The following is a 24,733-nucleotide window of genomic DNA, read 5'->3' as shown; positions in this document are numbered from 1 at the left end:
CGTCACTCCACCACCGGCACGGTGCGGACCGGCACGCCGGCGAGGTCGGGTTCGGGCGCGGCCTGCCGCGTGCGCCGGGCGACCGCCACCCGCCGCCGCCGGATCGCATGGAGGCTCGCGAGCGCGCCCATCATCACGTGGAACGTGAACAGCACGGGCGTCTGCCGGTACGTCCACTCGGTCGCGCTCTGCAGGAAAAGTCCCGCCGTGCCGAATAGCAGCCCCAGGCCCGCGCGGTGCAGGGGATCGCCATTGAGCCGCCCGCGCAGGAAGCCTGCGCCAATCTGGAACCAGCGCAGCCACAGGAGGAGAAAGAGCGCGAGACCCGCCTTGCCGAGTTCGCCGAGCGTCAGCGCCGGCAACGAATCCGCCGCCGGCGGCAGGAAGGTCTGCGCGGCGTCGTCCTTCGTCGGCACCCACTTGAACTCGTCGTAATCGTGATATGCATAGCCCATGGCCGGGCCGTAGGTCTTGCCCACAAAGTAAGACCAGTTGTTCAGGCCGACGCCGTACGGGTGATCCTCGATCATCGCCAGCGCGAGGCGCCAGTACACGCCGCGGGTCTCGATCTGGTGCTCGCCCGTCAGCTCCTGCTTGATGTCGCCCTGCACGTAGCGGGCCTTCAGCCCATCCCACGAAACGAAGAGCCCGGCCGCCACCACCGCGCCGGCGGCCGCGACCACGGCGAGTTTCTCCTTTGTGATGCGCCAGGAGGTGCACGCCAGCGCGGTCGCCACGCTCACGGCGCCAAACACCGGGATGCCCATGCGCGACAGCGTGAGCAGCTCGGCCACCGCCGCGAGGGCCCAGCTGAGCGCCGCAAACCCGCGGATCCACTTCGACCAGTTCGCCATCGCGCCCGCGATCAGCACCGGCGCGATCGTGCAGAGGTAGGTGGACAACGTGTTCGGGTGCAGCAGCGTGCCGGGCGCGCGGAATGCGCCCTTGAACCACCGCTGCTCCACGCCGTTGAACGCCTCGACACACGCCGTACACCCGAGCGCGATCAGTACCACCGCCAGCTCGCGGCGCGTGCGAATGAAGAGCGCCGCGGCCAGGAACACCATCAACCCGCGGGTCATCTTTGCGAGCTCCCAGACGCCGTACCACTGCGGGTGCGCGTGATACACCGACGCCACGCAGTACAGGAAGTAGAGCAGCATCAGGCCGAAGCTCGCCGGCCAGTGGAAGCGCCCGCGCGCATAGCGGGGCGCGAGGAGCGTCGCGATCAGGAGGCTCAATGGCGCCACGTCGAGCAGCGACAGATCGATGCCGCGTGAGGTGCCGCGGTACCAGAACGTGCCGAAAAGGCTGACATCGAGCCGGTCGATGAACACCACGCCGACCACGAACGTGAAGAGCACGGCATCGCGCACCCACTGCCAGAGCAGGGCGGCCAGCATGGCGATCGAGCCGAAGCCCACGATCAGGATGAGGGCGAAGATTTGCTTGGTTTCGATTTCCATGGCGCCGGGCGCTCACCTTAGCCGCGCCACCTCCGGGCGTTGAGTAGGTCCGCACCTACGCGCGCGGCGGGTCTCACCCCATGGGACCCCGGACGCGCCTCGCCTAGCCTCAGCGCGCCTCGCCTGCATGAGCGACCCGCACGTCACCATCGTCCTGCGTTCCTACAACGAAGGCTGGGCTCTCGCCGAGACCCTCGCCGCCCTGCGCGCCCAGACCTACCGACGCTGGAGCCTGCTCGCATTCGACTCCGGCTCGACCGACGACTCCGTCGAGCTGCTTCGCGCCGCCCGCCCCGCGCGCCTCATCCAACTGCTCCCGCACGACTACCAACCGGGACGTGTGCTCAACCAGGGCATGGCCCTCGCCGCCACCGAGCGCGTGATCTTTCTCAACGCCGACGCCACGCCGCAAAACGCCGACTGGCTCGCGCCGCTCGTCGCCGGCCTCGCCGACCCGCGCACCGCGGCGGTCTTCGGCCGGCAGATTCCGCGACCCGACTGCGCCGCGCCCTTCGCGGCCGACTACGAGCGCTGCTTCGGCCCCCACCGCGACTCGGCCAGCTGGGATCATTTCTTCAGCATGGTGAGCAGCGGTCTGCGCAAGGAGGTCTGGGCGCGCCGTGGTTTCCTCGAATCGATGCAGTACTCCGAGGACGACGAATATACCCGGTGGGCGCGCGCCCAGGGTTTCCGCATCGTCTACTGCCCCGAGTCCGTCGTCATGCACTCGCACAACTACACGCCCGCGCAGACCTACAAGCGCAGCTTCGGGGAGGCTTGGGCGCTCGCCGCTGTCTGGGCGGGCAATCCCGCGTCGCTGCTCCGCCGCCGAAACCTGCTCCTCGGCTGGGCCAACGACCTGCGCCGCGACCTCGCCTACTGCGTCCGCCACGGCCGCCTGCGTGAATGGCCCGACGCCGCCCGCGTGCGGCTTGCGCAACGGCTCGGACGCCGCGCCGGGTTCCGCGCCGGTTGGGGAATGCACGGCGCCTCGCTCGCGCCGCGGCGTCGCGTGGATCCGACCACTCCCTCCGCGCCCTGCCTCCGCCCGTCCGCGACCTGAACCGCCGCCCATGTCCTCGCTTCCTTCGCTGCAGCCCGCTCCGCGCGTATTCGCCTCGGTCAACATTTCCCCGGCTCGCCTGCCCAACGCGCCGACGGGCGATCGCTTCACGCGCGACGGCAGCCCCGCGCTCGAGGCTCACCTCGCGCGCACGTGCGACCGCATCGCCGCCGGTCTCCGCGGGCTGCTTCCCGCCGCGAAACTCGAAGCCATCCTCCTCGGGGGCGGCTACGGTCGCGGCGAGGGCGGCGTCTGGCACAGCCCCGAGGGCGACCGCCCGTACAACGACCTCGAGTTCTACGTCTGTCTCCGCGGCAACCGTCATTTCAACCAGTGGCGCTACGGCCGGGCCGTGCATGTCCTCGGCGAGATTCTCACCCCGCAGGCCGGGATCGAGGTGGAGTTTCACCTCACCTCCCTGCGCGCCCTCACGGAGGGCCCGGTGAGCATGTTCTCCTACGACCTGATGCAGGGCCACCGCTGGCTCGTGGGCGACGAGTCGCTCTTGCACGGTTGCGATCACCACCGCGACGCCGCCGCCATCCCCACCGCCGAGGCCACGCGGCTCCTGATGAACCGCTGCTCCGGCCTGCTGCTGGCGCAGGAGCGCATGGCCCGCCGCATCTTCACGCCTGCCGACGCCGACTTCGTCGCCCGGAACATCGCCAAGGCCCAACTTGGCGTAGGCGACGCCGTCCTCGCCGCGCTCGGCCAGTACCATTGGAGCGTCAGCGAGCGGCACCGCCGGCTCCTGGCGCTCGACGGCGCCGACCTGCCGACGTGGCTCACCGACCTCCAGCGGCATCACGCACGCGGTCTCGAGTTCAAGCTGCACCCGACGCGCGGCACCGCGACGCGGGACGAGCTGGTTTTTCCGCACGGCAACATCGCGAGCCTCTGCCGCACCGTGTGGCTCTGGCTCGAATCCCGCCGACTCGGACTCTCATTTCACTCCGTGCGCGACTACGCCGGGGTGCAGATCAGCAAGTGCCCCGGGACGACGCCCGGCCGCAATTTTCTCATCAACCTCAAGCTCGCTGGCCCCCGCGCCCTGGCCGCCGGCGACGCGCTCCGCCATCCGCGCGAGCGCGTCCTCAACGCGCTGCCGCTCCTGCTCTGGCGCCCCGACGCCTGCTCGTCCCCCGCTCTCCTCCGTCAGCTCCAAGCCAACCTGAGAACCCCCGCCGCGGACTTCGCCGGCCTTGTCTCCGCCTACCACGCGCTCTGGTCCCGCGTGAACTAGTCTGTGACGCGGTGACGCTGCCCCCGTATCCGGGAGATGGGGTCAGCGTCACCGCGTCACATTCGTGTGTAAGTCTCTGCTTTCAGACCGGTTGTCATTTCCCTGAGGACGGGGTCAGGCCGTCACCGCGTCACATTTTTGCCCGAGGGTCAGGGCGTCACGGCGTCACAGTCGCTGGCAAGCTCCTGATCGCCGCCCTGGCGGAGCATCAGAGCGGAGTGGGCGTGCGGCTGGGGAAGAGGCGATCCCGCAAGGCCAGCGCGGGGGCCTCCAACAGCCGGCCGACTAGCCGGCCGACCGCAAACGCCGCAAGCATGTACAGCAACGTCGCGACGCACCAGACGAGGCCCGGCGCCGCTCCCGCCGCGCGCGCCGCCAGCGCCAGCTTGTGCAAGGGCACTTGGGCCAGGTCCACGTGCCAGAGGTAGATCGAGTAGCTAAAGAATCCCACCGCCCCCAGCCATGCCGCCGGTCGCCGCCGCAGCAGGCGCCGGCCGGCTTTGACCTCGGCCGCAAAGTTGAGCCAGCCGATGAGGATCAGCCCGTAGCCGACATACAGCGCGAGCAGGCCGACGCCCGCCGTCGCCGCGTTCGCCTCCGGCGCCAGCCACAGCGTCGGCGCAGCCAATGCGACGCCGACCGCCATCGCCCAACCCGGTCGGCGCGCGACGACCGCGAGCCGTTCCGGCGAGAAGTGCGTCCAATACGCGAGCAGCGTGCCGAGCAGCAGGCCGTCAAACCGCAGGTGCGTTGCGTAGAGATTCAGTTGCGCCGCCCCGTGCCGCAGTGCCAGCCCGGTGCGCAACGCGGCCAGTCCGATCAACGCAGCAACCACTCCCACCGGCAACCAGCGCAGCACCGCGGCACCGTGGCCGCGCGTCAGGACGAGGTAGAAGCCAAGGGCCACCGCCAGATAGAAGTGCTCCTCCACTGCCAGGCTCCACGTGTGCATGCGCGGCGTGTGGAAGTAGTTCTGCACGTGAAAGAGGTTCGGCCACAGTTCGCCCCACACGCCCGGTCCTCCGGCCGAGAACTGCTTCCAGCCAAGCCACGCCGCCACCAAGGCCACGTACACGAGATACGGCGGCCAGATCTTGAATCCCCGGCGAATCATAAACCGCTTCACGTCCACCCCGCCCCGCCGCTGGTACTCCGAAAACAACAGCCCGCTCACCAGGAAGCCGCTGAGCACGAAAAAGAGATCCACGCCCGACCACCCGATGTGCGTCCATCCAGCGGCCAGCGGCTGAAACCACCCGAGCCCTTCCGCCGGCGCCACCTGATGGCGCCCGAGCACCAGCAGGATTGCCACCCCGCGCAACATATCGAGCGACAGGAGCCGCCGCGGGCCCGGCGACTCGGCCGGCGCACTCGCACCGCCATCCGCCGGCGACCGGCCGAAATCGCCACGTCGCGGCGATACCGCCGCCGGCTTGCGCAGCGTCACGTCCTCGCGCTCGGAAAGGGGGCCGACCAGCATAGTTATGCGCGTCCCGCGCATGCGGCACGCACGCACATCTCAGCGCCCCCACACACTAGGCCACTCAGCTTTCGCCCCCCATAGGGCCTCCACCCCGCCTCCCCTCCGTCCCTCACCCACCCGGTCTGACTCGGTCGTTCCCTCTCGGGCCGTCGCCGATGACCCGAGGCTTGACGGTCATGTGCGCCCTGAATCGTCCGCCCGAGAGGGCCGCGTCACATGGTTGAAGTCTCTCGCTTCACCCCCGGATTCCCTCGCATTCTTCGCCCATGTTCACCCTCGGCATCGATTACGGAACCAATTCCGTCCGTGCACTCGTCGTTCGCTGCAGCGACGGCAAAGAACTCGGCTCCTGCGTGGTCAATTACCCCAGCGGCCATCAAGGCATCCTGCTCGACCCCAAGGATCACAACCTGGCGCGGCAGCATCCCGGCGATTACCTCATCGGCCTCGAGCGCAGCGTGAAGGGCGCGCTCGCCGTCGCCCGCAAGCAGCGCGGTTTCGACGCGGCCCGCGTTATCGGCGTCGGCGTCGACACCACCGGCTCCAGCCCGATCCCGGTCGACGCCGCCAACCGCCCGCTCGCGCTCGATCCGAAGTGGAAGAAAAATCTCAACGCGCAGTGCTGGCTCTGGAAGGACCACACGAGCATCCGCGAAGCCGCGCAGATCACCGCGCTCGCCGCCCAACACCGCCCGCAGTACATCGCCAAGTGCGGCAACACCTACTCGTCCGAGTGGTTCTGGTCCAAGCTCTGGCACTGTCTCAACGTCGACCCCAAGGTGTTCAAGGCGGCCTACTCCTGGGTGGAACTGGCTGACTGGCTGCCGTCCGTCCTCGCCGGCATCACCGATCCGCGCCAGGTCCAGCGGGGCGTCTGCGCCGCTGGACACAAGGCCCTCTACGCCGAGGACTGGGGTGGCCTGCCCGACAAGGAGTTCCTCACCCTCCTCGACCCGAAGCTCGCCGATCTCCGCGACCGTCTCTTTGAGAAGGCGCACGACGCCTCCGAGAGCGCCGGCCAGCTCTGCCCCGCGTGGGCGAAGAAACTCGGGCTCCCCGCCGGCATCCCGATCGCGATGGGCGAATTCGACGTCCACTACGGCGCGATCGGCTGCGGCGTTGCCGAGGGCGTGCTCGTCAAGGTCATCGGCACCTCCTCCTGTGACTGCGGCGTCGTCTCCGCCGGGAAGCCGATCAAGGACATCCCGGGCATCTGCGGCATCGTGAAGGGCGCGATCCTCCCCGGCTTCTACGGCATTGAGGCCGGCCAATCCGCCGTCGGCGACATCTTCAAGTGGTGGGTCGAGGTCGTGTGCCAGGGAGAGGGTTCGCTTCACGCCCAACTCACCAAGGAGGCATCCGCCCAGCGTCCCGGCCAGTCGGGCCTGCTCGCGCTCGATTGGAACAATGGCAACCGCACCATCCTCGTTGACCCGCAGCTCACCGGCCTCCTCCTCGGCCAGACACTCTACACGACGCAGGCCGAGATCTACCGCGCGCTGATCGAGGCCACCGCCTTCGGTGCCCGCGCCATCCTCGAGCGCACCAAGGAATACGGCGTGCCCGTCAACCGCATCGTCTGCGCCGGCGGCATCGCGGAGAAGAACCCGATGCTCATGCAGATCTACGCCGACATCACCGGCTGCACCATGCAGGTCTCCGGCTCGTCGCAGGCCTGCGCCCTCGGCGCGGCGGTCTCCGCCGCCGTCCTCGCCGGCGCCCACCCGGACTTCCCGTCCGCCCAAAAGGCCATGACCTCGGTCGCGCCCAAGAGCTACAAGCCGAACGCCAAGGCCCGCAAGGTGTACGACCAACTCTACCAGTTGTATCGTGAAGTCCATGACGCCTTCGGCGGGCTCAACCGCTCGGCCGATCTCTCGCGCGTCATGAAGGACCTCCTCGCGCTCAAGCACGCGCAGCGCGCCTGAGTTCCGCCTTCGCCCGGCGGCGGCGCCGCCGTCGGGCTCGTGGGTGTCCATTGCGCCCGCCGCCCTCCCTTTTCCCATGAAACTCCTCGCCTCTCCCGAAATCTGGTTCGTCACCGGCAGCCAGCATCTGTACGGCCCCGAGACCCTCAAGCAGGTCGCGGCCGACTCCCAGGCCATCGTCAACGGGCTCAACGCTTCGAAGCGCATTCCGCTGAAGATAGTCTTCAAGCCCACGGTCAAATCCTCCGAGGAGGTCCGCGCGGTTTGTCTCGACGCCAACAACGACGCCAACTGCGCCGGACTGATCCTGTGGATGCACACGTTCTCGCCGTCGAAGATGTGGATCGGCGGGCTGAACGCGCTGCGCAAGCCGTTCCTCCACCTGCACACGCAGTTCAACCGCGACCTGCCGTGGGGCACGATCGACATGGATTTCATGAACCTGAACCAGTCGGCGCACGGCGACCGCGAGGCCGGGTTCATCCACACCCGCATGCGCCTCGGCCGGAAGGTCGTCGTCGGCCACTGGCAGGATCCCGAGGTGCAGGACCGCGTCGCCACCTGGATGCGCGTCACGCGCGCCTGGCACGACTGGCAGGGCGCCAAGTTCTGCCGCTTCGGTGACAACATGCGCCAAGTCGCCGTCACCGAGGGCGACAAGGTCGCCGCCGAGCTCAAGTTCGGTTTCGCCGTCAACGGCTACGGCGTGGGCGATCTCGTCGCCAAGATGAACGAGGTCTCCGACCACGCCATCGACAGCCTCTGCGCCGATTACCAGGACCAGTACAACGTGGTAAAGGACCTCCGCAAAGGCGGCAGCCGCCACGATTCCCTGCGCTACAGCGCGCGGATCGAACTCGGTCTTCGCGCCTTCCTCGAGGAGGGCGGCTTCAAGGGCTTCACCGACACGTTCGAGGACCTCCACGGCATGCGCCAGTTGCCGGGTATGGCCTCGCAGCGGCTCATGGCCGACGGCTACGGCTTCGGCGGCGAAGGCGACTGGAAAACCTCCGCGCTCGTCCGCGCCATGAAGGTCATGGGCGCCGATCTGAAGGGCGGCACCTCCTTCATGGAGGACTACACCTATCACCTGTCGCCCAAGGGTCATCAGGTGCTCGGCGCGCACATGCTCGAGATCTGCCCCTCGATCGCCGCAACCAAGCCTTCCATCGAGATTCACCCGCTCGGCATTGGCGGGAAGGAAGATCCCGTCCGCATGGTGTTCGATGCCGCCACCGGCCCCGCGATCAACGCCTCGCTCGTCGACCTCGGCAACCGGTTCCGCCTCATCGTGAATGAGGTCGACGCCGTGAAGACGCCGAAGCTCCCCAAGCTCCCGGTCGCCCGCGCCGTCTGGGAATGCCGTCCCGATTTCAAGACGGCGTGCGCCGCCTGGATCCTTGCCGGCGGGGCCCACCACACGGGCTACAGCTACACGGTCACGACCGAGCACATGGACGATTTCGCCACCATCGCCGGCATCGAACTCGCGGTGATCAACGGCGATACCAAGCTCAGCCAGTTCAAGCAGGACCTCCGCAACAACGAGGTCTATTTCCACCTGGCCCAGGGCATCCGGGTGTAAACCCCGCCCACACCGACCTGCAGCGGCCGTCCGCCCCCGCTGCAGTTCGGTACGCTCGTCAACATCGAGCCCCGGCACGCGTCCGTTCACGGTATCCTCCCTCGGCGGCCACCCCGGTTTGAAGGTTTTCCTCGGCGACCTCCGGTGCAACTCCGGCTCGCCTCAGTGTCGCCAGGAGGGGTGCGTCCACTTTCACTCTCACTTTTCACTCCGCTGACCATGCTCGAAGAACTCAAACGCGAGGCCTACGAGGCCAACCTTCTCCTCCCGAAGAACGGGCTCATCAACCTGACCTTCGGCAACGCCAGCGCGATCGACCGCGCCAAGGGCATCTTCGCCATCAAGCCCAGCGGCGTGGACTACGCCGTCCTCCGCGCCGAGGACATGGTCCTCGTCGACCTCGAGGGGAAGAAGGTCGAGGGTAAGCTCAATCCCTCCTCCGACACTCCGACCCACCGCCGGCTTTTTCTCGGTTTCCCGTCCATCGGCGGCGTCGTGCACACGCACTCCTCGCACGCCACGGCGTTCGCCCAGGCCGGCCGCGCTGTGCCGATCTTCGGCACCACGCACGCGGACTATTTCTACGGCGAGATCCCGGTCACCCGGAAGATGACGCCCGAGCAGATCGCCTCCGCCTACGAGTGGGAAACGGGCACCGTCATCCTCGAGCGTTTCAAGGGGATCGACCCGCTCGACTGCCCGGCCGTCCTCGTCAACCGCCACGGCCCGTTCACCTGGGGCCCGACTGTCGCGAAGGCCGTCGAGGTCGCCATCGCCGCCGAGTGCTGCGCCGCCGTGGCGCTGATGTCGCTGCAGCTCGAGCCGACGCTGCTTCCGATCGAGCCCGAGCTCCTCAACAAGCACTTCAAGCGCAAGCACGGCCCCGGCGCGTATTACGGCCAGCCCGACCGGAAGCCGGAGGCCTGAAGCCAGAAGCCAGATGTCAGACGTCAGAGGTCAGATGTCAGACCTCTGACATCCGAGATCTGCGGATATCAAAACCTGACATCTGCCATCTGATCTGGCCTCCGGCTTCTGGCCTCTGGCTTCTGACATCCGACCTCTGCCACAGCAGGGTTGCTTCGGCGCAGCCGGTTACTTGACTGTCCTGCCCGTCATGCCCCGCGTCACGCTGAACGACATCGCGAAGAAGGTCGGCTACTCGAAGAACACGGTATCGCTCGCCCTCCGCGGTGATCCCCAGATCCCGCCGTCCACCCGCGACCGGATTCGCCAGGTGGCCGAGACGCTCGGCTACCAGCCCAACGCGATCGTCGCGCACCTCATGGCGCAGCTCCGCGCCAGCCAGTCGCCACGTTTCCAGGCCAAGCTCGCGCTCGTGAACGCCAACCGCGACCAGGACGCCTTCCGCACGCATCCGACGATCCCGACCTACGTCGAGGGCTGCGAGCGCCGGGCCTCCCGGCTGGGCTATGGCTTTGACCGGTTCTGGCTGCACGATCCGAACATGCGCGCCGAGACCTGGATCCGCGTGCTGCGGACCCGTAACATCAACGGCATCATCCTGGTCGGCCTCATGGACCAGAACCGGCTGCCGGCGCATCTCCGACCGGTCTGGGAGACCTTTCCCACCGTCGTTACCGGCGTGCGCACGCGCGAGCCCGCCCTCTCCTTCAGTTGCGTCGACCACCACAGCCTCGTGCTCTCCGCCTTCGAGAATGCGCTGACGTTGGGATACCAACGGCCCGCACTGGTCCTCGACGACGTGATCGACCGCCTCGTCGACCGCCGCTTCTCCGCCGGCTTCCTCACCGCACAGGAGGGCCTGCCAAGCGGCAGCCGGATCCCGGCGTTTCGCCAACTCACCCAAGCCTGGCAGAACCCGAAGGTCTTCCACACCTGGCTCGACCGCTACAAGCCGGACGTTCTCTTCACGCTCTACAACGCGGTGTTCGACTGGCTGAAGGCGCGCGGCAAACGCGTGCCAGAGGACATTGGCGTGATCCAGCTCGAGTGGCGCGCCTCCAAGCCGGACATCGCCGGCATGAACCAGCACAACGACGTCACTGGCGAGGCCGCCGTCGATCTCGTCGTCAGCCAGATCCACAACAACGAGTACGGCGTGCCCTCGTTCCCGCGCGCGACGCTGATCGGCTCCACCTGGATGCCCGGCAAGACCGTCCGCACCGCCGCCGCTCTCCAGTCAGCGCAGGGCTGAAACTCCCCTCATCCCTAACCGACAAAAAGAGCCCCGGTTGCCCGGGGCTCTCTGATTGCCAAAGCGACTCAACCGGATCGGCGACTCACTTCAGCCAGAAGCTGAAGTAGAGGTACATGCTGAGCACGCAGACCAGGATGCCGGCGGCCATGAGCTTGTTGCCCAGGTCCCAGCTCGCTTTGATCTCAGCTCCAGCGTCGTGGTGGATCGAACCGTAAGTGAGACCACGGATCTTCGCCTCGTCCGGTGCCGGCGTCAGCAGCGACGCGACCACCATGATGATGGCGCTCAACGCAAACAGAACGCCCGTGGCATAGAGGAAGTTGAAGTCGCCAATCCACGCCAGAAAGGCGGGATCGTGAATCTTGCCTTCGGTCGTGCCATAAAAGCCCTGGATGGTGAGCTTGGCCATGCCGAGCACGAATCCGCCCGCGAGGCCCCAGGTTGCGCCCGTCGAATTGATGCGCTTCCAGAAGAGGCCGAGGAAGAAGACGGCGGTGATCGGCGGAGCAAGATAACCCTGCACGCTTTGCAGATACTGGTAGAGACCACCGCCCGAGATCTTGGCCATGACCGGAATCCAGATCATGCCCAAGCCGACCACGACTGTCGTCGCAATGCGGCCAACCATCAACAGGTGCTGCGGCGACTTACCCGGCCGCAGCTTCTCGTAGATATCGACCGTGAAGAGCGAGGCGCTCGAGTTGAACAACGAGGCAAGCGAGCTCATCAGCGCCGCGAGCAGGCAGGCGACGATCAGGCCGCGAATGCCGACCGGCAGCAGGGTCTTGACCAAGGTCGGGAAGACCTGGTCGCCGTCGATGACAGACGTGGCGATGCCGCCCGCGCCAATCTTCATTGGCAGCTGGATGATGCCCTTCTGGTGCAGAGCCCAGCCGATCATACCTGGGATCAGGAAGATCAGGACCGGCCAGACCTTCAACAGGCCGCCGAAAAGCGAACCACGGCGAGCGGTCGCGAGATCCTTCGCCGACAACGCACGCTGCACGATGTATTGGTCCGTGCACCAGTACCACAGGCCAATGATCGGCGAGGCGATCAGCACGCCCAGCCAGGGGAAGCCAGGATCGGAGAGCGGGCGCCACAGCGCAAACGCGTCGGCGTTGGCCTTCGCCATCGTCACCAGTTCACCCCAGCCGCCGAGTTTGCCGAGCCCGATGGTCGTGATCACGGCGGACCCGAACAGAATGATGACGGCTTGGGGCGTCGCGGTGTACATGATCGCGCGCATCCCGCCGAACACCGTGTAGACGCCGGTCACGATGACCGTGAAGAACGCGCCGACCCAGAATGCGTTTTGCGGCGAGCCGAACGTATCGGGCAGCAACGCCTGAAACACGATCGCGCCGGCGTAAACTGTCACGCTGACCTTCGTGAACACATAGGCCACGAGTGAGACGCACGATAGGATGGTGCGCGTCCGTGCATTGAAGCGTTTCTCCAAGAACTCGGGGATCGTCTGCACCCCGGACTTGTAATAGAACGGCACGAACAACCCGGCCAACATGATGAGGCACCAGGCGTGCATTTCCCAATGCGCCATGGCCATGCCCGTCGCGGCGCCCTGGCCCGCGAGGCCGACAATGTGTTCGGATCCGATGTTCGAGGTGAAGATCGAGGATCCGATCACGACCCATCCGGCGTTTCGGCCGGCGAGGAAGTAATCGACGTTATCCTTCTGGTGTCGCCCGTAGTACCAGGCGACCCATCCGATAAGGACGAAGTACAGCGTTATGACTATCCAATCGAGGAGTTGCATATCGAGGCGGAGGTAAGAAGACGAAGAAGCCGATGGCCCGGGGGACGGTTATTTTGCGCTGAAGCGGTAAAGGGTGGTGCTCTTCAGCGTCTCGCCCGGCCGCAGGATCGTGCTCGGGAAGCTCGGCTGATTCGGCGAGTCGGGATAGTGCTGCGTCTCGAGGCACAGGCCGCTGCGGTGGCCGTAGGCCTTGCCGCTCTTGCCGACCAGGGTGCCGTCCAGGAAGTTGCCGCAGTAGAACTGCAGCCCGGGCTCGGTCGTGAACACCTCCATGAAACGACCCGACGCGGGCTCATGCAGCGTCGCGACGAGCTCCAGCTTGCCGCTCTGGTTGTCGAGCACCCAGTTGTGGTCGTAGCCGCCGCCGAACTTCAGCTGCTCGTTCGGAACGTTGATGCGCTCACCGATCGCGTGCGGCGTGGTGAAGTCGAGCGGCGTGCCGGCCACCGGTACGATCTCGCCGGTCGGGATCAGGCCCGCGTTCACCGGGGTCGTTTTCGCCGCCTTCATCATCAGCACGTGGTCGAGGATCGAGCCGTTGCCCTCCCCTTTCAGGTTGAAATACGTGTGGTTCGTCAGGTTCACCGGCGTCGCCTTGTCGGTCGTCGCCTTGTAATCGATGCGCAGTTCGTTCTTCGGCGTCACCGAGTAGGTCACCTCGACCGTCAGCGTGCCGGGATAGCCCATCTCGCCGTCCTTGCTCACGTAGGTGAGGACGAGCGCCGGGTTGCCCTCGATCGTAGCGGGCTTCGCGGTCCAGAGAACCTTGTCGAAGCCGACGTCGCCGCCGTGCAGCGAGCAGGGAATGTTGCCGGGCTTGTCGTTCAGCGGGAGCGAGTACGTCTGGCCGTCGAGCGTGAACTTGCCGTGCGCGATGCGGTTGCCGTAGCGGCCGATCAGCGCGCCGAAATACGGCGCCTTCTTCAGCAAGTAGTCCGCCGCGTTGTCGAAACCAAGAGAGACATCCGCCAGCTTTCCGTTTTTGTCCGCCACATACAGGCTGACCACGATGCCGCCGAAGTCGCTGATGTCGGCGCGGAAGCCGCTGGCATTTTGCAGCGTGTAGAGGTGCGCTTCACGGCCGTCCGGCAGCTTGCCAAACGACTTCACGTTGGCGGCGGAACACGCGGGTGCGCTCAGCACCGCGATCGAGGCGGTCAGCGCGAGCGCGCTGCACCGCAGGAATGGCATGATCGTTTTCATGAGGGGCGAAAAGGGGACAACGCACGTCATCGCCGGAGGGCGCCGGCACGGGTCGATAGGGCGCGGGATGAAACAATCGCGTCCCGGCCGACGCAATACATCTCTCGGCCGTGGCCACGCGTCCGCCGCGCGACAAAGCACGCCAGGACCGGCCACGACGAAAGCAGGGGATAGGGAGAGGGGTGCAATGGACAACACGGCCGCGCGTCCTGAAAGCATTGGATCGCCGCAACCGCAGCTGTTCTCAAAGGGCGCCGCCGCCCCGCGTCACTCAGCCGCCAGCATGACCGTAAAGTATCCGTCGGCCGCGCGCCCCCAAACGGGGCCCGGACGTTCTCCGATGGCCTTTTGCGACGGGCAAAACCCACGCGTCCTGACACCCGTCGAACCCGCCCCGGGACGATGGTCGCAGCGCCATGCACGCCGCGCCTTCCTCCGACGTCTTCCTGCTCGGCGCCGGGTTCGCCCGCGCGATCTCCCCGGCGATGCCGCTGCTGCAGGGGCTCGCCGCCCGCGTGCTGCGGCGCCGTCGTGCCCGCCGCATCCCGCCCGCCGTGTGCCGGATGATGCGCGAGAACTTCGCCTACGCGCTTTCCTTCCTCAAACAGGCGAAGCTCTGGATCACCACGGCCGACAACCGCGCCTTGTGGTTCGAAGCCGGCGAGGCACTCCAGCGCGCCCGGCGCATCATCGCCATGGGCTACTCGCTCCCGAGCAGCGACCTCACGATGAAACACTTCCTCCGCACCACCTGCCGCCCCCGGTCCGAGTTGGTGATCGTCGATCCCTCGCCCCACGCCGCCCGCAACTTCATGCAACTCCTCCATGGCGCCGGGGCTGAACGGGCGCGCCCTCTGCGACGGCCGCCACTGCATTGCCCGTTTCGTCGCCACCCTCGCCGGCCGGTGACCAGGAGCACCCAGGCCTCGATGACGAGGGCCCGAGGGCTGCAATTATAACCGCCCAATTCCCGGCACGTTACGGGATAATGTCCAGATACTCGGCCATAATGTCCGGATACTCCCGGATAATGTCCGGATACTCCGCCGCCCCGGTTTGGCCCTCCTTCTCCGTTCGCCCTCGGCCGTTCTCCATCACGTCCCTTTCCGTTTTCGCGCGGCGAAAACGGCTTTGTCAGTGTTTGTCCGACGCCGCGGATTTTTCGCCGCGCCGGAAAAGACGCGCGTAAGTCCCCGGCGGCTGGGAGTCCGCAAAACCACGCGCCCGGCAACCCGGCAAATCACTTGCCCGGCCCCCGGCCGCCTCCTGCCTTCGCCGCCCTCATGCGTTGGCCATCGTTTCTCTCCGCCGCTCCGTCCGGCTTGCTCACTTTCGTTGACCGGCTCCGACGGCGGCGCCGCCGCCGGCAGCAGGCGTGGCAGATGTCCTGCCTCTGCGCCGTCCTCCTCGGCACCTCCGCCGGCGCGCACGCCACGAGCGTCACCCCGCCCTCCTTCAGCGAACTCGTCGGCGAAGCCCAGGTGATCGCCCGCGGCGTTGTGACCGGCGTCGAGTCGCGCTGGGTCGACCGCCCCCAGGGCCGCATCATCAAGACGTTCGTCACCTTCAGCATCGAAAAGACCCTCAAGGGCGCGCCCGACCGCGTCGTCACGCTCGAGTTCCTCGGCGGCACCGTTGGCGAGGACTCCCTCCGCGTCGCCGGCATGCCCACGTTCACCGTCGGCGAGCCCGAGATCCTCTTCGTCGCCGCCAACGGCCTCCAATTCTGCCCGCTCGTCCGCTTCGGCCACGGCCGCTACCGGCTCCGTACCGACGCCGCCGAGCATCGGCAGTACGTCGCCCGCGACGACGAGACGCCCGTCGAGTCCACGGAGGATGTTTCGTTGCCCGCGACCGAACACGAGCCCGCCGCCTCCGCACCGCGCCACGCCGACCGCGCCCTCTCGCCCGAACTGTTCGAGGCCCGCATCACCGCCGAACTCACCCGTCAGCAGCAACGCCTGCCCCGCCAACGCTGATCCCGCCATGCGCCTCCGTCTGATTTTCCTCGCGGCCACGCTCTTCGCCGCCGTGCCCGCCCTTCCGGCGTACACGTTGAACAGCTCCAAGTGGCCCGCCGGCACGGTTCCCATGCAGCTCCAACTCGGCCCCACGCCCCTCGCGCTCGCCGACGGCAACGCCTCGTGGGACGCCTCCGCCGAGGACGCGCTAGCGACCTGGAATCGCCTGATCACCGGCATGCAGTTCGCCGCCATCCGTGGCTCCACCGCGGTCCAGGCCCAGGGCAACCGCATCAACAACGTGTTCTTCAGTGACACCGTCTATGGCGAGGCCTGGGGCACCGGCGTCCTCGCGGTCACCCTCACCTACACGTCCAGCCGCGGGCAGACCGTCGAGACTGACGTGATCTTCAACCGCAACCTGAAGTGGGATTCCTACCGCGGCGCCACGCGCTACAGCGGTGGCACCACCTTCGATTTTCATCGCGTCGCCCTCCACGAGTTCGGCCACGCCCTCGGCCTCGGACATCCCGATCAGAACAACCAGAGCGTCACCGCGATCATGAACAGCAGGGTGAGCAACCTCGACGCGCTCGCCACCGACGACATCAGCGGCGCCCAGGCGCTCTATGGCGCGGCCGCGACCACGCCGCCGCCGCCCGGCATCATCGCCGGCGGCCGGCTCGTGAATCTCTCGAGCCGCGGCTTCGTCGGCCCCGGTGGCGCACTCACCGCCGGCTTCGTCCTGCGTGGGTCCACCCAGCGCAACATTCTCGTCCGCGGCGTCGGCCCGGCGCTCCGCGAGTACGGTGTGACCAACCCGCTCGCCGACCCGCAGCTCACCGTCATCGCCCAGGCCGGGTCCCAGGCTGTCGGCAGCAACGACAACTGGGGCCAGACGCCCCAGCTCGCCTCGACCTTCCAAGCCATCGGCGCCTTCCCGCTCGCCTCGGCCTCGCCCGATGCCGCCCTCCAGCTTCCGCTCACTCCCACCGCCTACACCGCCCGCATTACGCCGGGGACATCCGGCGGCAGCGGCCTCGCGCTCGCGGAAGTGTACGACCTCGGCACAAGCGCCGCCGACGGCCAACTCGTCAACGTCTCCACCCTCGGTGAATCCGGCCGCGGCGAGCAGGCGCTCGTCGTGGGCTTCACCGTCCAGGGCGCCGAGAACGTTCGCAAAAAACTCCTCGTCCGCGCCGTCGGCCCGTTCCTCAGCGCGTTCAACGTCCCGAGCCCCATGGCCAATCCGCAGCTCGCGATCTACCGCCTCGGCGAGAGCACGCCATTCGTGACCAACGACGACTGGCAGTCCTCCGCCGAGATGAGCAGCGCCGTTAGCGTCACGCAGGCCTTCGCCCTCACTCCCGGCAGCCGCGACGCTGCGGTGCTCGTCACCCTCGCGCCGGGTTCCTACACGGTCGTCATCACCGGCGTCGGCGACACGACCGGCCCGGTGCTTGGCGAAATCTACGACGCCGCCCCGTGAGCCCGCCGTGGAAAATCCGCTTGGCAGCCCCCGACCCGCTGGCACGGTGGCAAAACCGTGCCTGACTACGCCGCCAAGCTCCAACGCCAGTTCGGACAAACGCTCCGGACCGAGCGCAAGGCCCGCGGTTTCACGCAGCAGCAGCTGGCCTCGGGCGCCTCGCTGAGCCTCACCTACGTCGGCGAAATCGAGCGCGGCCAGCGCATGGTCTCGCTCGACACGCTGCGCCGGCTCGCCGGCGCTCTCGACCTCACGGCCGCCGACCTTCTCGTTCGCGCTCGCATCTAGCCGGCTCGTCTCGCCGCCGCGGGCCGCCTCACTGCGCAATCTCCGCCGCATCACGGACGGATTCCGACCCGCCCGGCCGTTTGACTTCCCAGCGTTTCTCGAGAGAAATCTCCGTTCCATGCCCAACCGCGCGATCCTCCTCGTCAACCTCGGCTCGCCCGCCTCCACCGCTGTTCCCGACGTCCGAAACTACCTGCGCGAATTCCTGGGCGACGAACGCGTGATCGACTACCCGGCCCCGCTCCGCTGGCTCCTGCTCGAGGGCATCATTCTGCGCGTCCGTCCCAAGAAGTCCGCCCACGCCTATGAACAGATTTGGACCCGCGAGGGATCGCCGCTGATCGTCACCTCCGTGAGCGTGCAGCGTAAACTGCAGGACGAGCTCGGCAACGGCACTCCGGTTTACCTCGCGATGCGCTACGGCCAGCCGTCCATCGCCTCCGTCATCACGCAGATGGCCAAGGACGGCATCGAGCAGGTCCTGCTCATCCCGCAGTACCCCCATTACGCGATGTCCTCGTGGGAAACCGTCGTCGTGAAGGTCTACGAGGAGGCCGCCCGCCTCGCCCCGTCGCTCCGCGTCGACTGCGTCCAGCCGTTCTTCCAGGACGCCGACTACATCGAGGCGCTATACACCGTCGCCGCCCCGCATCTCGCGCAACCGTACGACTACGTTCTCTTCAGCTACCACGGCGTGCCGGTGCGCCAGTTGCGCAAGGCGGATTCCTCCCGCGCCCACTGCACGAAGGTGAAGGATTGCTGCACCACCACGTCGCCCCTCCACGCGACGTGCTATCGCGCCCAGTGCCTCGCCACCACGCGCGCGTTTGCCCGGCGCGCCGGCATCCCGGCCGACAAGCACTCCGTCTCGTTCCAGTCCCGCCTGCCCGGCGAGCCCTGGATGGAGCCGTTCACCGACCACGAGCTCGCGCGGCTCGCCGGCGAGGGCCGGAAACGCCTGCTCATCCTGTGCCCGGCATTCGTGGCCGACTGCCTCGAGACCATCGAGGAGATCAGCGGCGAGGGGAAAGCCACGTTCCTCGGCGCCGGTGGCGAATCCTTTTTTCAAATACCTTGCCTGAACGATCACGCGGCCTACATCGATTTCCTCGCCAAACGCTCCCAGCGCTGGCTCACTGAGAGCCACGTGTGACCGATTCTGCTTCAGCGTCCACCGTTCCGCCCGAACCGCCGTTCCCCGCCGATGCCTGCGCCGTGCTGCTGGTTGATCGCGACGGGCAAATCACCGGCGCCAACGCGACGGCGGCGGCCCTCTGGCCGGGCGTCGAGCTGACCGGCACCGCTTTTGTCAGCCGCTTTCAATTCGAGGTTACTTCCGCCGATCCCGACATCCTCGAGGCGCAGTGGGAGGCGCTGGTTGGCAGCACGCTGAACCGTGCCGTCACCCTCACCCTCGCTCCCGCCGGTCCCGACGTGCGTCTGCGACTGGAGGCCAATGCCGGCCGCGCCGATTTCATCGCCACGCTCCAGGCCACCGGCGGCTCCGCGCCCGCCCCGGCAGGCAACGATCAGGCCGCCGAGGCTGTGCGCCAGCTCGCGGAGCACGGCGCCGCGGGTTTCTTCGACCTCAATTTCGCCGCCGACGAGGTGTACTTCTCCCCCGCCTGGAAAAAGCTGCTGGGCTACACTGTCGACGAGCTCACCGACTCGCTCGAGACGTGGCACGAGCTGATCCACCCGGATGACTCCGCCGCCGCGCCAGACACGCTCGGCCGCAAGGCGCAGGCCGGCGCCGGTCCGCGTTCCTTCAGCGTCGAGTTTCGCATGCGCCATCGCACCGAGCGCTGGGTGTGGGTGCAATGCACCGGCGTGCAGCTCCTCAATCCCGCGGGCGAACTCGAGCGCGTCGTGGGCTTCCACCTCGACGTCAGCGAGCGCAAGGAGATCGAGGAGACCTCCCTCGCCAACGACGCGCGGCTCCAGGACCTCAGCAGCGCCGGCCCGCTCGCCGCCTTCGAACTCGATTTCACGCAGGCGCAGTTCTGGTTCTCGCCCGCCTGGGCCCGGCTGCTCGGCTTCGCTCCCGACGAGTTGAAGCCCGAACTCGCCTCCTTCGCCCGCGCGCTGCCCCCGGAACAGGCGGCCGACGGCGCCGCCGCGTGGCTTCTGGCCCGCGCCCCGGGACAGAGCGCGTCGGTCGAGCCCGTCCAGCTTACCAACCACGAGGGCCGGCCCGTCCCGGTCCTGCTCGGGCTCCAGCGCACCATCACCCGCAAGCGCGAGCTCCTGCGCGTCGTCGGCTTCGCCGTGCCGCTGCCGCCCGAGGCCAGCGTCGACCCGACCGCCCTGCCGCGCGCGCTCGCCAAGGAAGCCTTCGACGCCCTGGCCGAAGCCGTCGTCGTCACCGACCCGCGCGGCAAGATCCTCTTCGCCAATCAGACCGCCGCCCGGCTCCTGCACGCCGACGCCGCCGGCCTGCGCGGCCAGCCCCTCGGCGATGCCCTCCGCCTCGTCAATCGCCTCAGCGGCCGCCCCGCCGACGATCCGGTGGAGATCGCACTCGCCGCCGACCAGCCGCCCGGGTTCGTGGCCAGCGATGCCCTCGCCGGCCACGCCCCAACGGATCCCGTCCTGCCCATCGTCTGGACCGCCCGCGCGATGTTCGGCGCCGACGCCAAGGCGCAGGGGGTCGTCATCGTATTCCGCAATCCGGAGGAGATGACCCTCACGCCGGAGGAACTCGTGAAGGCCAACCGCTTCGAGTCCCTCGGCCTGCTCGCGGGCGGCATCGCCCACGACTTCAACAATCTGCTCACCACGATCGTCGGCGGCGTCTCCCTCGCGAAGGACAGCCGCGACTACTCCGCCCTCGAGGAAGCCGACAAGGCCTGCACCACCGCCAAGGGTCTCACCCGGCAACTGCTCGCCTTCGCCAAGGGCGGCGCCGGCACGCGCGTCGTCTGCTCCGCGAAGGACATTCTCTCCGATTCCCTCAAGATCGCCGCCGCCGGCTCCACCGCCGCCATCAGCCTCGACGTGGCCGAGGCCATCGAACCGGTGCAGGTCGACCGCGGCCAGATTCTCCAGGTCTTCCAGAACCTCATCGTCAACGCCCTGCAGGCCATGCCGCCGCCGCCGCACCGACCCCGCCTCCAGATTCGCGCCGGCAACGTGACGCTCACCGAGGGACAGGTGCCCAATCTCGCCCCCGGGGACTACGTCGAGTTCGAGGTGCGGGACAACGGCACCGGCATCCCCGCCGAGTTCCTCGAGAAGATCTTCGACCCATTCTTCACCACCAAGAAGCACGGCACCGGCCTCGGCCTCGCCACCGTCCTGTCCATCGTCCGCAAACATGGCGGTCAGATTGGACTCGATACGCAGGTCGGCGTCGGCACCGCCTTCACCGTCTACCTGCCCAAGGCGGACAAGCCGGTGGAACTGCAGGCGCGCAAGGCTCCCTCCCTGCGCTTCGGCACCGGTCGCGTCCTGTTCATGGACGACGACCCGAAGATCTGCGCCCTTACCGCCAACATGCTTCAGGGCCTGGACTACAAGTATGACCTGGCCAAGGACGGCGAGGAGGCGATCACCCTCTACAAGCGTTACCTCAACATCGGACGGCCCTACGACGCCGTGATCATGGACCTGACCGTCGTCGGCGGCATGGGCGGCGAGGAGTGCTTCATCGCGCTGAAGCAGCTCGACCCCGAGGTACGCGCGATCGTCGCCAGTGGCTACGACAGTGACGACATCGCCAAACACTACATGGACATGGGTTTCTGCGGCTACCTAACGAAGCCGTACCGGGTGAACGATCTCGGGAAGGTCCTGAAGGCCGTGCTCGGATAAATCGCTGACTCGATTCGCCGGCAACAGCCGCCTTGCCCTGATTTCGTCGGGATGGCGGGTCGGCAGCCCGCGGTCTGCATCGAATGATATATCTCGTTAGCTATTGGCTTGAAGTCATTTGCCGAATTTATGGGCGCCATGTCGCATGTTCCGTGCAAGAGCACGGAATTTGGCGAAGAAACCCCCTAGGCGGCTGGCGCTACTAGGTTCCGGTAGTGACGGGAGAATGCGTTGCCAGGGGGGGCGCCGGCGTGGTTTATCACGCCCTTTTTTTCCAACCATGCTCACGAAACCAGTTCCACTATGGATCAAGGTCGGCGGGTTTTCCCTGGCCCTGATGGGCGGCTGTGTGAACGCCATCGGGCTGCTCTGCGCCCACAATCGCGCGGTTTCCCACATGTCGGGCACGGTAACGAATCTCGGGATCGAAATCGGCCGCCAGAACTACGCCCTCGCCCGGCACGCGGCCCTCATCGTCATCTTCTTCTTCCTGGGTTCGGTCCTCAGCGGCATCATCATCCGCCAAAGCACGCTCAAGGCCGGCCGCCGGTACGGCGCCGCCCTCATGGGCGAAGCGGTCCTCCTCGTCATTGCCACCGGCCTCCTGCGCCACCGCTCCGAAAGCGGTCTCTATGCCGCCGGCATGGCGTGCGGACTCCAGAACGGCATGGCCACGAGCTACAGCGGCGCCGTCATCCGCACCACGCACATGACCGGCATCGTCACCGACCTCGGCATCGCGATCGGCCTCACCGCCCGCGGCCTCAAGGCCGACTGGCGCCGGATGCGGCTCTACCTTCTGCTGCTCGCCGGCTTCCTGATCGGCGGCACGCTTGGCGCCATCGGCTACCACGACTTCGGCCCGGACACGCTTCTCTTCCCCGCGGCCCTCGCCGGCTTCGTTGGCATCGGCTACACTGTCTGGAAACACTTCTGGCCCGCCACCGTGCCCGCGTCCGTTAGCACGCATCCGCACGCGCGACCGCACGTTCGCCCGATCCGGATCGCCCGCGCCGCCGAGGACAAATGAGTTCGGCGACGCGCCCGTCCGCGCCAGCGGATACGCGCGGGCGCGGTCGTTTCTGCCGTCGATAACGCCAACTACTGTTGGCACGCCAGTTCTGGCATCAGCCGCGCGTCTTGTTCAGGCTCGAGGCCATGAGCCTGGGTCCGCTGCTGTTCGCTGCCGCGCTCGGCCAGCTCGCCGCCATCCTGGCGAGCCGCCGCGTGCCACGACTGTGGCTCGGCCTCACGGTTGCCAGCGCCGCCGCCGCCCTGCTCGCCTGCGGCACCGTCCTCTTCACCGGTGCGGAATGGGATTGGCGCGGCGGGTTGCCGCTGGGGGGCCACGTCCTCCACCTGCGGATGGACGCTCTCAGCGCCCTTTTCGGGGTGCTGCTCGCGATCGTTGAAACCGCGGGCGCGATCTACGCTCGCGAATACTGGGCCGATCGCGCGCATCCGCAGTCCGGCGCCAGCGGCCGCATGTGGTGGAGCACGCTGGTGCTCGCGCTCGGCGTCGTCATCACCGTCTCCAACGGCCTGCATTTTCTCATGGGCTGGGAGCTGTTCGCCGTCTCGGCCTTCTTCCTGGTCACGCTCAACCGGCAGAACCCCGAGGTGCGCGCCGCCGGCGCTCTCTACCTCAACGCCTCGCACGTCGCGACGCTCAGCCTCTTCGCCTTCTTCGCGCTCCTCGCCTCGCACACCGGGAGCTGGGACCTCGGCCCCATGCGGGATCGGCCCGAGCTCGCCCCGCTGTTCTGGCTCGCGCTCTTCGGTTTCGGCCTGAAGGCGGGCGCCTTTCCGCTCCACATCTGGCTGCCCTCCGCCCACGCCAATGCGCCGAGCCACGTGTCAGCCATGCTCTCCGGCTTCACGATCAAGATCGGCATCTACGGGCTCCTGCGCTTCAGCGGCTGGCTGCCGCAGCCCGCCGGCGCCGGCTGGGCCATCGCCGCCCTGGGCCTCGCCAGCGCGGTCCTCGGCGTCGCGTTCGCCCTCGGGCAGCACGACCTCAAGCGGCTGCTCGCCTACCACAGCGTCGAGAACATCGGCATCATTCTCATCGGTCTCGGCTTCGGGCTCATCGCGCTCCAGCAGGGCGATCCCACACTCGCCCGGTGGGGCCGGCTCGCCGTCGCCGGCGCGCTCCTCCACGTCTGGAACCATGGCCTGTTCAAGTCCCTCCTTTTCCTCGGCGCCGGCTCCGTGCTCCACGCCACCGGCACCCGCGAAATGAGCCGCCTCGGCGGGCTCTGGCGCACGATGCCTTGGACCGCCTCGCTGTTCGCCCTCGGCGCCGTCGCCATCTCCGGGCTGCCTCCTCTCAACGGCTTCGTCAGCGAGTGGTTGATCTACCTCGGGCTCTTCGATGGCGCCATTGCCCACGGCCCGGCCGCGTGGGCCACCATCCCTGGCGCGATCCTGCTCGGCGTGACCGGCGCCCTGGCGCTCGCCTGTTTCGTCAAGGTCTGCGCGGTGGTCTTCCTCGGCGCGCCGCGCACCTCCGCCGCCACCCATGCCCACGAGTGCGGCGCCCGCATGCGCGGTCCGATGATCGTCCTGGCGGCCGGGTGCCTGGTGATCGGACTCGCCCCGCTGCTCTTCTGGCCCGCGCTCGACCACGCCATCACCGCCTGGCAGCCGGGTGCCGTCTCCGCGGCCGCACCCTCCTCGCTCTTCACGCTTGGCTGGGCCCAGACCGCCGTCGCCGTCCTGGCCCTCGCCGCCTCCGTCGTCCTCTGGCGCCGTCTCCGGCAACCGGCGCCGCGCGCACTGACGTGGGACTGCGGCTACGCCGAGCCCACTGCCCGGATGCAGTATACCGCCGGGTCCTTCGCCGGCACCATCACGGAGTGGTTCGCCTGGATCCTCCGCCCGCAGCGGCACGTGGAGCCAATGACCGCGACCTTCCCCGCGCGCGCTCACTTCGAGGAACACACGCCCGAGACGGTGCTCACCCACCTCATCGAGCCGCTCGCCCGCGTGGTCGCCCGTTTTGCCTCCCTCACGCGGCGCCTGCAACATGGCCACCTGCAATCGTATCTGCTCTATCTGCTCGTCGGTCTGGCCGCGCTCGGCGGACTGACCATGATCGGAGGTGCGCAATGAATGCGCAGACGTCGTGCACGAGGAGCGTAAACTCTCGAGAATCGTGTTTTCCCGTCCGCCCTTTGCCAAGGCCCGCTCCGTCCGGACCCACGTCGCTCCGACTCCGCCTCGACTGCATCCCGACGACCCGCCCAACCA

The 24,733-nt window shown here is 67.6% G+C and carries 18 protein-coding genes; 14 read left to right on the top strand and 4 right to left on the bottom strand.

Annotated elements, in window-relative coordinates; translation table 11 throughout:
- Positions 1-2 precede the first annotated feature (2 nt).
- Complete coding sequence (locus DB354_RS19525; protein WP_107837321.1) at positions 3-1,466, bottom strand: O-antigen ligase family protein; 1,464 nt, start codon at positions 1,464-1,466, stop codon at positions 3-5.
- Positions 1,467-1,593: 127 nt separating this feature from the next.
- On the opposite strand from DB354_RS19525, the gene DB354_RS19520 reads away from it, so the two are divergent.
- Both DB354_RS19520 and DB354_RS19515 read left to right on the top strand, forming a co-directional pair.
- The gene (locus DB354_RS19520; RefSeq protein ID WP_107837320.1) at positions 1,594-2,529 is read left to right on the top strand and encodes a glycosyltransferase; all 936 of its coding nucleotides are present in this window, start codon (positions 1,594-1,596) and stop codon (positions 2,527-2,529) included.
- Positions 2,530-2,539: 10 nt separating this feature from the next.
- Entirely contained in the window at positions 2,540-3,772 is a 1,233-nt protein-coding gene (locus DB354_RS19515; protein ID WP_107837319.1) for a hypothetical protein, read from the top strand.
- Positions 3,773-3,980: 208 nt separating this feature from the next.
- Here the strand turns inward: DB354_RS19515 and DB354_RS19510 are convergent, their stop codons facing one another.
- Positions 3,981-5,252, bottom strand: a complete 1,272-nt coding sequence (locus DB354_RS19510; RefSeq protein ID WP_158277619.1) for an acyltransferase — start codon at positions 5,250-5,252, stop codon at positions 3,981-3,983.
- 269 nt (positions 5,253-5,521) lie between these two features.
- On the opposite strand from DB354_RS19510, the gene DB354_RS19505 reads away from it, so the two are divergent.
- From DB354_RS19505 to DB354_RS19490, 4 genes are all read left to right on the top strand, one after another.
- A complete protein-coding gene (locus tag DB354_RS19505) occupies positions 5,522-7,183 on the top strand; it encodes a ribulokinase (RefSeq protein ID WP_107837317.1) in 1,662 nt (553 codons plus the stop codon).
- Between the two features lie 76 nt (positions 7,184-7,259).
- Positions 7,260-8,768 (top strand): L-arabinose isomerase, encoded by a 1,509-nt coding sequence (gene araA, locus DB354_RS19500; RefSeq protein ID WP_107837316.1) that lies wholly within the window; start codon positions 7,260-7,262, stop codon positions 8,766-8,768.
- A gap of 219 nt (positions 8,769-8,987) precedes the next feature.
- The gene (locus tag DB354_RS19495) at positions 8,988-9,695 is read left to right on the top strand and encodes an L-ribulose-5-phosphate 4-epimerase (protein ID WP_107837315.1); all 708 of its coding nucleotides are present in this window, start codon (positions 8,988-8,990) and stop codon (positions 9,693-9,695) included.
- Between the two features lie 190 nt (positions 9,696-9,885).
- Complete coding sequence (locus DB354_RS19490; protein WP_107837314.1) at positions 9,886-10,947, top strand: LacI family DNA-binding transcriptional regulator; 1,062 nt, start codon at positions 9,886-9,888, stop codon at positions 10,945-10,947.
- An 85-nt stretch (positions 10,948-11,032) separates the two neighbouring features.
- On the opposite strand, the gene DB354_RS19485 is transcribed toward DB354_RS19490, so the two are convergent.
- Positions 11,033-12,727, bottom strand: a complete 1,695-nt coding sequence (locus DB354_RS19485; protein ID WP_107837313.1) for a sodium:solute symporter — start codon at positions 12,725-12,727, stop codon at positions 11,033-11,035.
- 48 nt (positions 12,728-12,775) lie between these two features.
- Positions 12,776-13,930: an aldose epimerase family protein gene (locus tag DB354_RS19480; RefSeq protein ID WP_107837312.1), complete on the bottom strand. Its 1,155-nt coding sequence runs from the start codon at positions 13,928-13,930 to the stop codon at positions 12,776-12,778.
- A 416-nt stretch (positions 13,931-14,346) separates the two neighbouring features.
- On the opposite strand from DB354_RS19480, the gene DB354_RS19475 reads away from it, so the two are divergent.
- From DB354_RS19475 to DB354_RS19445, 8 genes are all read left to right on the top strand, one after another.
- A complete protein-coding gene (locus tag DB354_RS19475; protein WP_107837311.1) occupies positions 14,347-14,889 on the top strand; it encodes a hypothetical protein in 543 nt (180 codons plus the stop codon).
- A gap of 324 nt (positions 14,890-15,213) precedes the next feature.
- Positions 15,214-15,909, top strand: a complete 696-nt coding sequence (locus DB354_RS22415) for a hypothetical protein (protein ID WP_158277618.1) — start codon at positions 15,214-15,216, stop codon at positions 15,907-15,909.
- Positions 15,910-15,916: 7 nt separating this feature from the next.
- Positions 15,917-17,380: a matrixin family metalloprotease gene (locus DB354_RS19470; RefSeq protein ID WP_158277617.1), complete on the top strand. Its 1,464-nt coding sequence runs from the start codon at positions 15,917-15,919 to the stop codon at positions 17,378-17,380.
- A gap of 57 nt (positions 17,381-17,437) precedes the next feature.
- The gene (locus DB354_RS19465; protein ID WP_107837309.1) at positions 17,438-17,668 is read left to right on the top strand and encodes a helix-turn-helix transcriptional regulator; all 231 of its coding nucleotides are present in this window, start codon (positions 17,438-17,440) and stop codon (positions 17,666-17,668) included.
- Between the two features lie 118 nt (positions 17,669-17,786).
- A complete protein-coding gene (gene hemH, locus DB354_RS19460; protein WP_107837308.1) occupies positions 17,787-18,821 on the top strand; it encodes a ferrochelatase in 1,035 nt (344 codons plus the stop codon).
- A complete protein-coding gene (locus DB354_RS19455; protein WP_107837307.1) occupies positions 18,818-21,481 on the top strand; it encodes an ATP-binding protein in 2,664 nt (887 codons plus the stop codon). Before hemH ends, DB354_RS19455 begins: the two co-directional genes overlap by 4 nt.
- Before the next feature lie 280 nt (positions 21,482-21,761).
- Positions 21,762-22,511 carry a YoaK family protein gene (locus DB354_RS19450; protein WP_158277616.1) on the top strand — a complete coding sequence of 250 codons (750 nt, stop codon included), beginning with the start codon at positions 21,762-21,764 and terminating at the stop codon, positions 22,509-22,511.
- Positions 22,512-22,639: 128 nt separating this feature from the next.
- The gene (locus tag DB354_RS19445) at positions 22,640-24,595 is read left to right on the top strand and encodes a proton-conducting transporter membrane subunit (RefSeq protein ID WP_107837767.1); all 1,956 of its coding nucleotides are present in this window, start codon (positions 22,640-22,642) and stop codon (positions 24,593-24,595) included.
- Positions 24,596-24,733 lie beyond the last annotated feature (138 nt).

The sequence above is a fragment of the Opitutus sp. ER46 genome (genome assembly GCF_003054705.1).
GTDB lineage: Bacteria > Verrucomicrobiota > Verrucomicrobiia > Opitutales > Opitutaceae > ER46.
The sequence above is the reverse complement of the archived record's forward strand: the minus strand, read 5'-3'. Positions and strand labels throughout refer to the sequence as shown.